The following is a 14246-nucleotide window of genomic DNA, read 5'->3' on the forward strand; positions in this document are numbered from 1 at the left end:
GTCGCCGTCGGCCGCGACACCAGCGCTTTCACGAATCCGAGGCCGACGACCAGCGCCTACTGTGGTGCGCCTGCCGGCGATTCCGCCAGGGTGCGAGCGAGCTCGCGCAGACTCGGGGCGGTCAGCAGTTCGGAGATGGTCAGGTAGCGATCGTGGTCGCGGCGCAACCGATTACGAACATCGGCCGCCATGAGGGAGTCCAGGCCGAGACGGTCCATGGGTTGGCCCCGGTCCACCTCGTCCTCGGATATGCCCAGCACGGCGGCGATTTGGGTGGCGAGGTAGTCGGTGAGTTCGGCTGCGGATACGGTGCCTGCCGGTGTCGCTGGTGTGGCGGTGCCCGATTCGGTCGATGTCGAAGCGGGCGCGGCGGTGACGATAGGAATCGACGTGCCCGCCCTGGTCGACTCGGTCACCGGCTTCGTCTCCGTATCCGGCGCTGCCGTCGTCCCCACGGGCGTGGCAGGCGCCGGCGGCGAACTCGGCTGCGGCGCCGGACTGCTCGCGTCCGCGGCGGCGGCGAGGGTGCGCGCCAGCTCGCGCAGACTCGGGGCGGTCAGCAGTTCGGAGATGGTCAGATAGCGATCGTGGTCGCGGCGCAACCGATTACGAACATCGGCCGCCATGAGGGAATCCAGGCCGAGACGATCCACGGGTTGACTCGAATCCACCTCGTCCTCGGAAACCCCGAGGACACTGGCGATTTGGACGACGAGGTAGTCGGCCAGTTCATCCGGGGCGATGGCGGGCGCGGCGGGTTCGGGTGCGGGCGGCGCCGGCGGGCGAGCCTCGGCGGCGACCTGCTCCTGCTGCATGATCTCGCGCAGCAGGGGTGTGGCGGCGTCGGTGGGGTAGGCGGCGGCGAAGGCGGACCAATCGGCCGGAGCGAGGATGACGGTCGGACCCGGCGCGCGCAGCATCCGGTCGAACAGGGCCGGGGCGGCGGCGGAGCGGATGGCGAGCATGCCGGTGGGGCGCACGTCGCTGTCGCGCTGTTCGGAAAGTCTTGCGGCCAGACCTGTTTCGGTCCAGTAGCCCCAGATGACGGCGGTGGCGCTGCGGCCTCCGGCGCGCTCGTTGACGGCGAAGGCGTCGATGAAGGCATTGCCCGCCGTGTACCCGCCGAGCTGATAGCCGAGGCAGGTTCCGCTCAGCGACGCGGTGACGGAGGAGAACATGAGGAAGAAATCCAGCCGGTCGCCGCCGAATTGGCGGCTCAGCGCCCAACTGCCCGCGACCTTCGGCCGCAGCTCCCGATCGATATCGGCCGCGTCGAGATCGGCGACCGAGGCCGGATTCAGCACCGCCGCGGCATGAATGATGCCCGCGACGGCGGGCCTACCGCGCCGGGCCAGTCCGGCGCGCACGGCGGCGAGCGCGGCCTCGTCGGCGACATCGACCGCCGCGTACTCGACGATGGCGGCCGAACGCAGCCGCCGCAGGCAGGCGGCGCGGTCGTCGGAGCCGCGCTCCGGGTCGACCTCGCTGCGGCCGAGCACCATCAGGTGGCGCGCCCCGCGCTCGATCAACCATTCCGAGGCCAGTGCGCCGACACCGCTGAGCCCGCCCGTGACCAAGTAGGTGGCATCCGGGCGCAGCGCGGTCACGGCCGCGCCCGCGCGCGGCACCTCCAGCACGAGTTTGCCGGTGTGTCCGCCGTGTCGCATGAGCGCGAACGCGTCGGCGGCATCCTCGGGCGGGAAGACCCGATACGGCAGCGGGGTCAGCTTGCCCTGGGCGATGAGGTCGGTGACGGTGGACAGCAGCGCCCCGACCCTGGCGGGCAGATCGGCGGCCATCGCGATGAGTTGGACATGGTGGTAGCTGCGGCCGCGCGCGAGCAGGTTCATCGGCAGCGGACGTCCGCTGTCCACATCCATGATGGTGACGTCCACGAAGCGGCCGTGCGGATTGAGCAGGGCGAAATTGGCGTCGAGGGCGTCGCCCGCCAGGGTGTTGAGGATGACGTCGATGCCGCCGCGCCCATCGGTGCCCGGTGCGCGGAACCGATCGGCGAAGTCCAGGGTGCGCGAGTCGGCGACGTGTTCGATTCCCCACTGCCGCAACATGTTTCGCTTGGCCTCGCTACCGGCGGTCGCGTAGATGGTGGCGCCGATCCAGCGGGCGATGGCGATGGCGGCCATCCCGAGTCCGCCGGTGGCGGAATGGATCAGCACCCGCTCGCCCGCCCGCAGTTGACCCAGTTCGACCAGCGCGTAGTACGCGGTCGCGTAGGCGATGGGCAGCGCCGCCCCGGCGGCGGGCTCCATCCCGTGCGGCATGGGCACGGCCAGATTCTGATCGACGACCACGTGCGAACCCATCAGTCCCGGCGCCATCGCCAGCACCCGGTCGCCGACGGCGAACCGTTCCGCGCCGGGACCGAGCGCCGCGACGGTGCCCGCGCACTCCCAGCCCACTCGGGTGTCGGGGTCGAGTCCGGTGAGGGCGAGGATGTCGTGGAAGTTGATGCCGGTGTGGCTGACGGCGATCTCGATCTGCCCCTGAGCGGGCGCCTCGCGCGTACTCGCGGTCCACTCGAGGCGATCGATACCGTGATCGGTGCGCAGTCGAACGGCTCCGGACCTCGCGGCGGCGGGTTCCCCCGGCGCGGATTCGGGTTGCCGGATCAGTCGCGGCGCCAACCACTGCCCGCCGCGCAGCGCGAGCCGGTCCTCGGCCGCGGCCGAACGCAGTACGGCGGTGAGGTGATTCGCTTCGGCGGCGGGATCGTCGGAGTCCGGATCGAGGTCGACGAGCACCACCCGGCGCCCCTCCTCGCGACTGGCGACCGGGGCCATTCCCCACAGCGCGGCCTGCCACGGTGCGGGGCAGGTGTCCTCGGGTCGCGCCGCGCACGCACCGCGCGTCACCACGTAGAGCGCGGTGGCATCGCTATGTCGGGCGAGGTCGGCGAAGCGGGTGCACAGATCGGTGGCGATCCACTGGATCTCGCGGGCCGATGCGTCGGGGTCGGTGTGCGCGGACAGCGCGGCGAGCACCATGATCGCGCGCGGCGCCTGTGCGGGCATACTCGCCGGATCGGCCGTCTCCACGGCATATCCGGCGCTCAGCAGCCGCGCCGCCAACTGGTCGTCCAGTGCGGTCGCGCCACGCATCAGCAGGACCGTGCCACCGGCGCGGTCGGGTGCGGGCAGTTGGATCTCGCGCCACACCACCGTATGCGCGGCGAGGGCGCTATCGGGCGTCGGGGACGACTCGATATACGGCGAGGCGGCCGAGATCGTGACGCCGTCGGACGGCACGGTCCACACTGGACCGTGCTGCAGCAGTCCGCTCGTGGGTGCACCGGTCGGCATCGGTCCGAACGCGGCGGACATGGGCATGATCAATCCGGGGGCCAATCCTGACGTGGTCGCCCCCGCCTCCGAGCCGGGCATGGTCGAAACAGCTTGCCGCCCGGCCTCGCTCGCGAGGTCCTGATCCTGCGGTATCGGAACCGCGCGCACACCATCGAATTCGGCGAGCACGACACCGCGCGCGTCGAGCACGGTGATATCGGCCGCGAGCAGATCGGCATCGGCCTCGCGCTGCCTGATGTAGCACTCCAACCTTCCCTCGCCCGCCGGACGGTACAGCGCCAGCCGATCGATACCGGCCAACACCACACCGCGCTGCTCCGGCAGATCCATCGCCGGAATCAAAGCGGTCTGCAGGCAGGCGTCCAGCAGCGCCGGATGCCATCCGGCGTCCGCGCCCATGCCACGCACGAAAGCAATGGTTTCCGCTGTCCCGCGCCGGAATTCGGCGAGGCGTCGGAAGGCGCCGAACCATTCGTTGCCGCGGGCGGCGAGCGCGCGATAGAACTCCTCGCCCGCATGCCATTCGGTGCATCGGGCGCGCGCCTGCGCGTCCGCATCGGGTCCCGGCGCGGACGGCTGCCCGGAGACGACGGCGCGCGCGTAGCCGCGATCGTCGCCTTCGCGGCCGATACTCAATGCCCAGATCTGTCCATTGCCCGCCGCGGCCTTGGGTTCGGCGACGACCCGCAGGTGCGGTTCGCCCGCGATCGGCATCATGCGGTCGAAACGGATGTCGCGCAGCGAGAATCGTTCGGAGCCGATGATCTCGCGCGCCGCACCCAGCGCCGCGGCGATATATCCCGTGCCCGCCACGACCGACTCCCCGGCGACCCGGTGATCGGTGACGTAGTCCGCGGCGGGACCGAACGAGTGCCGGTACTCGCGCTGCTCGGCCACCGCTGCCTCCCGCGCGGGTGTCGTCGGATCCGGTTCGGGCCACGGACAATTCGGCGACTGATGCCAGTATCGTTTGCGTTGCCACGGATGGTGCGGCAGTTCCGTGCTCGCGGTGACATCGTCGTAGACCCGATCCCAGGCGATATCGCAGCCCGCCGCGTACAGCGCGCCCAGCGAGTCGAACAGCACCGCGCGCTCGGGCTTGCCGCGTCGCATCGAGGCCAGGGCGGTCACGGCCGCGCCGGCGGCGGCGGCCGTTTCCTCGATGGAGGTGGTCAACAACGGGTGCGGCGACATCTGGAGGAAGACGGTGCGTTCCGCCGTCATGAGCGCGGCCAGGGCCGGGCCGAGGCGCACCGGTTCGCGGACATTGTGCCACCAGTAGTCGGTATCGAGTTCGGCGCCGGTCAGCGGGGCCACTGTCACGGTCGAGAACATCGGCACGACAGCGGGTTTCGGCGTCGGCGCGGCCAGTCCGGCCAGGAACGACTCGCGGGCGGGCTCCACCAGCGGACTGTGCGCGGCGTAGTCGTTGCGGATGCGCAGGCAGTCGATGCCGCGCGCCACGCAGGCCCGCTCGAGCTTGTCCAGTTCGGCAGGCTCGCCGGAGACCACCACCGAACTCGGGCTGCTCTCCACGGCGATATAGGCGTCGATCCCGTTCTGCCGCAGGAATTCCGCCGTCTCCTCGGCCGAGAGCGGCAGCCGCGCCATCACGCCGGGCGGGCAGGATTTGGTGAGCAGTTCGGCGCGGCGGCAGATCAGCGCGCCCGCCTCGGCGATGCTCAGCGCGCCCGAGGCGCACGCCGCCGCGATCTCGCCCTGACTCTGCCCGAGCACGGTATCGGGTTCGACTCCCCAGGCGCGCCAGGTGCGCGAGAGCGCCACTGCCAGCGCCCACAGCGCGGGTTGCACCAATCCGGTGCGCTCGAGCCAGGTTTCGTCACCGCTCTCGATCGCCGATACCAGCGACCAGCCCAGGTGGGTCCGCAGCGGCTCGTCGCATTCGTCGAGCGCGGCGCGGAAGGGTTCGCACCAGGTGAGCAATTCCCTTCCGGCGCCTGCGGATTGCGCGCCCTGACCGGGAAAGACGAAGACCACCTTGGGTCGGATGTGCACCGCGCCCGCGCTCGCCCGCACCGCGCGGGTCGGCGCGCCGTCGAGGTAGGCGCTCAGGTCTTCCGACAGGCCCGACGCGGTGTCGGCGACGACGGCGGCCCGATGCTCCCAGTGCCTGCGCTTGGTCGCCGCGCCCGCGCAAAGCCGTCCGATATCGACACCCGGTTCGGTGAGCCGCAGCCGATACGCCTCGGTGAGTTCGCGCAGCGCGGCCTTGGACCGCGCCGAGATGGTCAGAATCTCGGCGCGGCCGGTCGGCGCGGCAGGCTCCTCGCGCGGCGGCGCGGTGCGCAGGACCAAATGCACGCCGGTGCCGGACGCGCCGAGCGAGTTGACACCCGCGAGCACCGGCTCGTCGGCGGCGGCCAAGGCGACGGTTTGGGGAACCAGCGCGATCGGCGCGGTGTCCCAGTCGATGCTCGGCGTCGGCCGGTGTTGGTGCAGACTGCGCGGCATCATCCGGTTCTCCAGGCACAGCACGCTTTTCACCAGTCCGACCACGCCCGCGGCGGCCTCGGCGTGCCCGAGGTTGGCCTTGACCGAGCTGACCAGACAGCGCTGCGCCGTCTCCGGCCTCGGGTCGAGCGCGCCCGTCAGCGCCGTCAATTCGGCGGTGTCGCCCGCGCGGGTTCCGGTGCCGTGCGCCTCGACGAAGCGGATCTCGGCGGGGTCGATGCCCGCATCGCGGAAGGCGCGCCGCATGGTGCGCTCCAGCGCGGTGGCGCTCGGCGCGAGAATGCCCTGCCCGGTGAAGCCGACATGCCCGCACGCGCCGCCGAGGATGACGGCCCGGATGCGATCCCCATCGGCCACGGCCTGCGGCAGCGGCTTCAACATCACCAGGCCAACAGCCTCGCCGCGGCCGTAGCCGTCGGCGGCCGCGTCACCGAATTTGCAGCGCCCGTCCGGAGAATGCGCGCCGCCCCCGGAGAAGGCCACCGTGTGATACGGCGAGAGCAGCACGTTGCTGCCGCCCGCCAGCGCCATTTCGCACTCGCCCGCCCGTAGGCTCTGCACGGCCAGATAGACGCTGAGCAGCGCCGAGGAGCAGGCCGCGTCCACCGTCAGCGCGGGGCCGGAGAAGTCGAAGGCGTAGGACAGTCGGCCCGACATGAAGCTGAGGGTGCCGCCGGTCTCGGTGTAGATGTCGACATCCTCGAGATCCCAGATCTGCCTGGTCCAGTAGTCGTTGTAGGCGCTGCCGATGAAGACGCCGATCGGCGCGGGACCCGTCGCGCGCGGAACCAGGCCCGCGTCCTCGAGGCATTCGTGGCCCACCTCGAGCAGCATCCGCAATTGCGGATCCATTCGGTGCGCCTCGCGGGCGGAGATGCCGAAGAACGGGGCGTCGAAGGCGGTCAGGTCGCCCAGGTAGCCGCCGCGGCTGGAGCGGATCCGGCCGGGGGTCTGCCCGTCGCCCTCCAACTGGTGCAGCCACTCGCGGTCCGGTGGCGCGTCGCCGACCGCGTCGCCGCCCGCGATCAGCAGATCCCACAGCGCCCCGGTGCTCGAGCGGTGTCCGAACCGGCCTGCCATCCCGATGATCGCTATGGCCCGAGAATCCTGATCCGCGGTCGGTGAAGTCTCCATTGCCATACCACCTGTAGGGGAGATCGTCGAATTTGATACAGGACATATGCCAGAATGAGCACCCGTGTCATTGCGATATCAGCCGAATCGACTCGCCGTGCGAAATTAATATACCGCCGACTCCGGGACCGGGCAGACTCGATTCCGAACGGAAACAAGAACCTGCCGACCCTTACTTCCGGATATTAATTTTCGCGACACGGGAGGCATCCGATGGCGAATGCGCGTTTCGGTCCGGCTCGATTCCGCGATCTCGGTCCGGTGAACTGGCTGCTGTGGCGATATCTGTCGCGTCGATTCGGTTGCGCGGATGTGCACGTATTCAGCACATTGGGGCGAACCGGCCGCCTCTTCCGGGGTTGGTTGCACTACTCGCTGTGCCTGATGCCATTCGGGCGACTTCCCCGCTACGAGGCCGAACTGGTCATCCTGCGCATCGCGCACCTGCGCGCGAGCGCCTACGAGATGGCGCAGCACAGCCGCATCGGCGCGGCCGTCGGTGTCACGCCCTCGGTGCTGGATCGCGTGCGGGCGGGACCGGATGCCGAGGGGTGGCCGGAGCGAATTCGCGCGCTGCTCACCGCAACCGACGAACTGGCGCGCACCCGTGACCTCTCCGACCAGACCTGGGAACGACTGGCACGATGGTATGACCAACGACTGCTCATCGAGATCGTGTTGCTCGTCAACCAGTACGAGGGGATGGCCGCGACGCTGGCCGCCCTGCGCGTCCCGCTCGATCTCTTCGACCGCCCACGCCGAGTCGGAGAATACCCGGCTACCCGATGAAATTCACCGGGGTGATCGCCGAGTCGACGGAGTAGATTTATCTATTGGCGGGAGGGCATCGCGACAGATACCCAGCCCCGGCGATGCCACCGAACACGACTACGAAAATGCGCCGCGACGTCGGTTCGGAAGCAGTCGATGTTCTCCCGAAATACGTACCGTCCGACGAGTGATCGCGGGTCGCCGATGCCCTGCCGAGAAGGAGAACAGTGAAGTGTGACAGTGGTGCGAGAAATCCGCGCACCGAAAAAGTATCTCGCCTAGCTCCCGCGACGACGACGCGGTGATATGGCATCGTCGCCACACTCCGGACCCACAGGCCGGAACGGTCGTGTTCGCACTGTCCGACCACGAGCGATCCGCCACGGCACGGGTCGACATGGGCGCGGCGCGGGAGCAGGGCGGCGGCGCGGCGGCCGTCACCGAATTCACCGATGCCTGGAATTCTGCAGGTGACCCACCCACGCTCTCGGAGTTCCTGCCCGACTCCCCCAGCCTGCGGCGCTCCGCGCTCATCGCACTGATCAAGGTCGATCTCGCGCAGCGGTGGGGACGCGGCATCCAACCCAAACGCCTGGCCGACTATGTGGCGGAACTGCCCGAACTCGCCTCCTTCCCGCTGCCGCCCGACCTCATCTACGAGGAATTCCGGCTGCGGCGGCGCGCGGGCAGCGAGGTGCGGGCCGCCGAGTACACCGCCGCGTATCCGCAACAGGCCGAACAGTTCTCGAAGCTGCTGGCCACCGGGGAGTACCACCCGACGCCGACGGAATCCGACGCGCCCGCGCGCCTGGACGACCTGGAGCCGGGTCAGACCGTCGACGACTTCGACCTCATGACCGGACTCGGCCGCGGCGCGTTCGCCCGCGTCTTCCTCGCCCGCCAACGCTCCATGCAACGCCTCGTCGCCGTCAAAATCTCCGCCGACAAAGGCACCGAACCCCAAACCCTCGCCCAACTCGACCACGACTACATCGTGCGCGTCTTCGACCAGCGCAGACTGCCACGCCAACTGCGACTGCTCTACATGGAATACCTGCCCGGCGGCACGTTGCACGACATACTCGTCAAAGTCCGCCACACCGATCCGACCGAGCGCCGCGGCGCCACCCTGCTCGACGCCATCGACTCGGTACTGGCCGAGAAGGGTGAGATCCGACCGAGCGAATCACCGATCCGCACCGAGATCGCCGCACTCACCTGGCCCGAAACCGTCGCCTGGCTCGGCCGCCGACTCGCCGTCGCTCTGGACTACGCCGGACACTGCGGCGTCCTACACCGCGACATCAAACCCGCCAACGTACTGCTCACCGCCGACGGAATCCCGAAACTCGCCGACTTCAACATCAGCTTCAGCGGCAACGTCACCGGCGACAGCCCCGTCGCCTACTTCGGCGGCTCGCTGGCCTACATGTCACCCGAACAACTCGCCGTCATCCACCCCGAACTCCCCACCACAGCCACCGACCTCGACACCCGCAGCGACCTCTACGCACTCGCCGTCGTCCTCTGGGAACTGCTCACCGGCGCCAAACCCTTCGGCGAGGACACCGTCGCGGGTAGCGACCGCGCCGCCCTGGACACCATGCTGAAAGCCCGCGGGGGCGGCGGGCAGGCGCTGCTCACGCGCGATCTCCCACCCGGCTGTCCGTCCGCATTGCGGCGCGCATTGGGGCGCGCGCTCGAGCCGGAGCCCGATCAACGCTGGTCCAGCGGCGCGGACTTCGCCCAGCAACTCGATGTCTGCCTCGACGAGCGCGCCCGCGATCTGGTCGACCCGCCCGCGCACAGTTGGCGACGCTGGACACGGCTGTTCATGCACCCCATCGGCATCCTCGCCATCGCGGTGCCCAACATCCTGGCGATCCTCTACTCCAACAACCACGTTCGGCGACTCATCATCGACAAGCTCGATACCCGGACCCAGCACCGCTTCACCGAATTGACAACGGGCACCTATCTCGGTCTGTTCGCCATCGGCTTCCTCGCCATCAACATCCTCGCCCTACCGATCTGGTCGGGCACGTATGGGATCTGGCGCGGAAAATCCTATAGCGCAGCCGAACTCGCCCGACACCGGGTCGGGTTGCTGCGCTTCACCCTGCGGTGCGAGCTGATCTGCCTGGCCCTGTGGATCCTCGGCGGCCTCATCGCCCCGAGTTTCCTGGTGCTCACCCACAGTCCGGTGCCCGCCCAGTACTACCTGCACTTCTTCCTCACCTTCCTGGTGTGCGGGGGGATCGCGCTGGCCTATCCGTACTTCCTGATCAGTTGCTACATCGTGCGCGCGCTCTATCCGATCTTCATCCCACTGGGCGGTCTCGACCGCGCCGACGACCGACGGCTCGATCAACTCGAGCGCAGCAGCACCGGATTCCTGGCCATCGCCGCGGCCATACCCCTGCTCGGTCTCGCCGTCACGACCCTGCTCCCGGTGGCGGACCTGCGTCAGATCCTGGTGCCCCTGCGCATACTCGGTATCGGCGGCGCGCTCGGGTTCCTGCTCTGCTACTGGCTGTATCGACTGCTGGAGCAGGATATCGCCGCGCTGCGGCGCGTGGTGCGCCGCTCGATAACGGCGCGGTAGCGGGGCTATTCCTCCGGAACGAGCACGCCCGTGAGATGGTCGTAGGCCACGTGGCAGTGCAGGCGCACACCCGTGACCAGCGTGTCGTCATCGGCGTAGAAGCGCGGATTGTGGTTCACGGCGATCCCGCGACCGCCCTCGATCGGGCGCGGTGTGCCGTCGTCGGCCAGTTCGGTGTCCTGGACGCCGAGGGTCACATAGATCCCGCCGTAGCGGTTGACGAATTCGGAGACATCGTCGTAGCCGAGCGTCGGGATGGTCTCCACCACCCCGTTCACGCCCGCCACCCGGCACAGCGACGGCAGGCTCGCATCGATCCAGGGCTTCGTGTTGTGCACGGCGGGCACGTCCTGCATATAGTCGACGGTCGCCGAACAGTTGTAGGCCTGCGAGCAGTGCGTGGCCAAGGTTTCCAACCTCTCGCGGATGTCGGCCATATCGGATTCGACGGCACACCGGATGGTGCCCCACAGGGTGGTGGTCCGGCCGATGATATTGAATCGGCCGACATCCTCGATATGTCCGATGGACACGGTGACCGGGCTGAAAGCATTCACCTGCCGGTACAGCTGACCGATTCCGGTCAGCACCGCACCGACGGCGGGCATCGTGTCGATTCCCATCCAGGGGGTGGAGCCGTGCACCTGCATACCGGTGATGACGATCTTGACCAGGCAGGACGCCCCGAACTGATTGCCGACCCGATAGCCGACGACACCCTTGGGGTAGGGCGTGACGTGGAAACCGAAGGCCATGGTCGGACGCGGATCGTCGCACGCGCCGGCCGCCAGCATCTCCCGAGCGCCGCCCCTCTCCGGCACCGGCGGCCCCTCCTCGGCCGGCTGGAAGACGAAAAGCACTGTGCCCGGCAGTGATTCGCGCACCCCGGCCAGTACGCTCGCCGCGCCGAGCAGCATCGCGGTATGACAGTCGTGACCGCACGCGTGCGAGACCGGGAACGGACCACCCGGATACGACTCGTCCACCACCTTCGAGGCGAACGGCGCGCCGCACTCGTCGACGACGGGCAGGGCGTCGATATCGGCACGCAGCGCGACCACCTGGTCCCCTGGCAGTCCGCCGCGCAACACACCGACCACGCCGTGGCCTGCGATACCGGTGCGCACCTCGTCCAACCCCAGCGACCGCAAATGATCGGCTATCAGTGCGGCGGTCTCGGATTCCCGGTTGGACAGCTCCGGATGCGCGTGCAGGTGGTGCCGCCAGTCAATGACCTGCGACTCGACGGCGGCCGCTGCGACGTCGATTCGCTCGTGCACGGTGTCGGACATCGGGGCTCCCCTCTGTCACGTAGTGCGTGTTGTCGGGATCAGCTCACTATGCCCGAGTTGCCACCTGTTCGCAGGAGATCCACTCGCGGGCCGCGTTCCAGGGGGATCGGACCGAGGGTTCCGGTGGTGTCGCCCGTGTGCAGCCGACGCAGGAAGGCGAGGACGCCCGCGTGCCCCGAGGACCAGGAGATATTCGACGTCTCGTCATGGGGATCGAGATCCTCGGCGATACCGCGCAGCAGCAGTTGTTCGGCCGCCGACCGGGCCGCCGCGCCGAAGCGGTCCGCGCCCGTCGCGGCGGCGAGGTCGATCATGAAGTCGCCGACGCCCGAGATACCGCAGCAGGCCCCGCAGTGCGACAGGTACGGGATCCACTCGGCGCAGGTATCGCCCGCTTCGATGGCGAGTTCCAGCGCCGCCGCGTCGGAGGTGGTCGCGGCGATGCGCAGCAGGGTCGCGCCGATTCCGGCGAGTCCGCGACACCACGACACACACAGCGGGACGGCGGTCACCTCGCCGGATCTCGTGATGAGCGAGCGTGTTTGGTCGTAGAGGGTGGCAATTCGGGCGCGGAGGGCGGGATGATCGGAGTCCGTGGTGCGCAGCAGGAAGGTGAGGACGCCCGCGTGACCGTGGGCGAGCCCGGTGCCGATATCCAGCCCTGCGGCGGCAGGCAGTTCCTGCACTTCATATCCGGTATCGGCATCCTCGTGGGCGAGTAGCAGTTCCGTGCAGCGGCGCACGACGGCGAGATGGCGGATACGCAGCGCCGGTTGCGCCTGCGCCAGCAGGAGGTGGCCGAGTCCGACACCGGCCGCGCCGGCAATGACATCGTCGCCGAATGGTTGCCAATCCTCTTCCGGGACAACCAGATCGGCGGGAAGGGTAGATACCTCCAGTCCCTTGGCACGCAGGTGGTGCAGCAGCAGTTCCACACCGGTCGAGCCGACGAACAGGCCGGGGCTCAGGCGCGCGCGGCGGGTGCCCGAGGCCGCGTGCTCGGCCAACCTTCGCACCGTGTCCGCGGTGCGCGGGAGATGGTGGCTCAATTCCCAGGCGATTCCGGCCGTGCCCCGGTAGAGGTTCAGATCGACCAGGCCATCGGCGGAGTCCAGCATCAGGTCCGCGCGGGTGCGCACCTGATCGACGAGCCGATCGATGACGGCACCCGGATCGGTGTGCCGCGGTCGATACCCAGCTGCCGTTGTCGCGGTGATCCCTTCGGGCGCACCGGAACTCAGCGCGTTCAATGCCGCCTTCGCGCGTTCCGGATCGGGATCGAGCAGCCCGGCGACGCAGCGGATCACGGGCGGTGGGGTGTCGCCGTAGATGCGCTCGATGGTGGCCAGGGCGCGCTGCCTGGTCGCCTCGGGATCCTCGCGCAGCACCACGGGGAGCGCGCTGGTCGCCGCGTAGAGCAGGGTCATGCCGAGGGCGTGCAGGTCACCCGCGACAGTGGCGGGCGCACCGGCCAATTGGGCTTGCGGCGAGTAGCCCGCCGTACCGCCGGGGAAGGCCACGCCGCCGTGATGGCACAGCCCGAAATCGATAATGGTCGGTTCGCTGTCCGGCTGCCGGATCACAATATTCTTCGGCGACAGGTCGGCGACAATGAAACCGCGCCCGTGGATGTCGCCGAGTATTCGCGCGAGTCGTCCGGCCAACCGATCCAGGGTGCGTTCCCCGGATTTTCCGGCCGGTCGATACCGACCGTTGCGCGAGACATCCTCGGCCAGATTGAATTTGCCATCGAAACTGGTGACGAGATATTCATCGGTCCCGTGGCGGAAATGGTCGATGAATCGTGGGATACCGGCGGTGCCGGAGAGTTGCTCCAGCACATACCGTTCATTGCGGACCCGAATCCGGGTGTCCTGACCGTCCGCCGATTCCGCGACATAGGCGCGGGCCTGCTTGACGATCACCTGCCCGCCTTCGCCGATATCCTCGGCGAAATACACATTGCCGCGCGGTGACTCCTTCAGGCCGTTCAGCGGGCGATAGCGCCCACCCAGAATCTCGACCGCGGCGGTGGTGATGGCACCCGCGTCGGTGAACGGATCGACCGCCCACGGTGGTTGCCGATAGTTCGCGACCGCGCGACCGTCGAATTCCTGACCGCCAGGGCCGATCATATTCATGGCCAATTGGCCGTTCGATGCCGCGACGACGCGCAGCCGGAACGGGCCGTAGCGGTAGTAGACCGGTGCATCCGCTGCGACCCGGCGATCCGACAGCACCCTGGGCGCGGCCACCCCACGCAGCAGGGCGGAAAGGCGTAGCCCCAGGTCCCGAACCTCATCCGGCCGGGGATAAATGGTCAGCGCCTTGCCGACGGAGGCCGAACTCAGCGGACCGTCGTCATTGAGCGCGCGCAGCACCCGCGGCGACCGCGCCATCTTGAAATTGCAGCCCGCCACCAGCAGGACGGGCAGCACGATATCGGTAATGCGCTCGTATTCCGTCGCCCGCGCCGAAATATGCAGTTTCCAACCGTGATCGGGCAGTGCCACATCAGGATTGTCGACATACAGCCAAATCGGCGAGGTGCGCGGGCGGCGACCGTACTCGATCGCCGCCCGCGTCACCGCGTGCTCGAAATCGGCGCGTTCAGAGTTCGACAATGAACACCGCCTCTTTCGGAGACAA

Annotated in this window: 5 protein-coding genes; 2 read left to right on the forward strand and 3 right to left on the reverse strand. The window is 68.7% G+C overall.

The annotated features are described in order from the left end of the window. Positions 1 to 56 precede the first annotated feature (56 nt). Complete coding sequence (locus tag D5S18_RS26870) at positions 57 to 6929, reverse strand: type I polyketide synthase (protein ID WP_158607987.1); 6873 nt, start codon at positions 6927 to 6929, stop codon at positions 57 to 59. 213 nt (positions 6930 to 7142) lie between these two features. Here D5S18_RS26870 and D5S18_RS26875 point away from each other — a divergent pair, with 213 nt between their 5' ends. Further along, positions 7143 to 7718, forward strand: coding sequence for a carboxymuconolactone decarboxylase family protein (locus D5S18_RS26875; protein WP_120043872.1), 576 nt, complete (start codon positions 7143 to 7145; stop codon positions 7716 to 7718). Between the two features lie 331 nt (positions 7719 to 8049). Then, a complete protein-coding gene (locus D5S18_RS26880; RefSeq protein ID WP_239004021.1) occupies positions 8050 to 10305 on the forward strand; it encodes a serine/threonine-protein kinase in 2256 nt (751 codons plus the stop codon). Positions 10306 to 10310: 5 nt separating this feature from the next. On the opposite strand, the gene D5S18_RS26885 is transcribed toward D5S18_RS26880, so the two are convergent. Together D5S18_RS26885 and D5S18_RS26890 are read right to left on the reverse strand one after the other, a co-directional pair. Beyond that, complete coding sequence (locus D5S18_RS26885; protein ID WP_120043873.1) at positions 10311 to 11597, reverse strand: M20 metallopeptidase family protein; 1287 nt, start codon at positions 11595 to 11597, stop codon at positions 10311 to 10313. A 38-nt stretch (positions 11598 to 11635) separates the two neighbouring features. Beyond that, complete coding sequence (locus D5S18_RS26890) at positions 11636 to 14221, reverse strand: class III lanthionine synthetase LanKC N-terminal domain-containing protein (protein WP_120043874.1); 2586 nt, start codon at positions 14219 to 14221, stop codon at positions 11636 to 11638. Positions 14222 to 14246: the final 25 nt, after the last annotated feature.

The sequence above is a fragment of the Nocardia panacis genome, from assembly GCF_003598715.1.
GTDB lineage: Bacteria > Actinomycetota > Actinomycetes > Mycobacteriales > Mycobacteriaceae > Nocardia > Nocardia panacis.

Bases quoted from the DNA above. Each gene is read 5' to 3' on its own strand.
- D5S18_RS26875 (WP_120043872.1), top strand. From the start codon at position 7,143: ATGGCGAATGCGCGTTTCGGTCCGGCTCGATTCCGCGATCTCGGTCCG.
- D5S18_RS26885 (WP_120043873.1), bottom strand. From the start codon at position 11,597: ATGTCCGACACCGTGCACGAGCGAATCGACGTCGCAGCGGCCGCCGTC.
- D5S18_RS26870 (WP_158607987.1), bottom strand. From the start codon at position 6,929: ATGGAGACTTCACCGACCGCGGATCAGGATTCTCGGGCCATAGCGATC.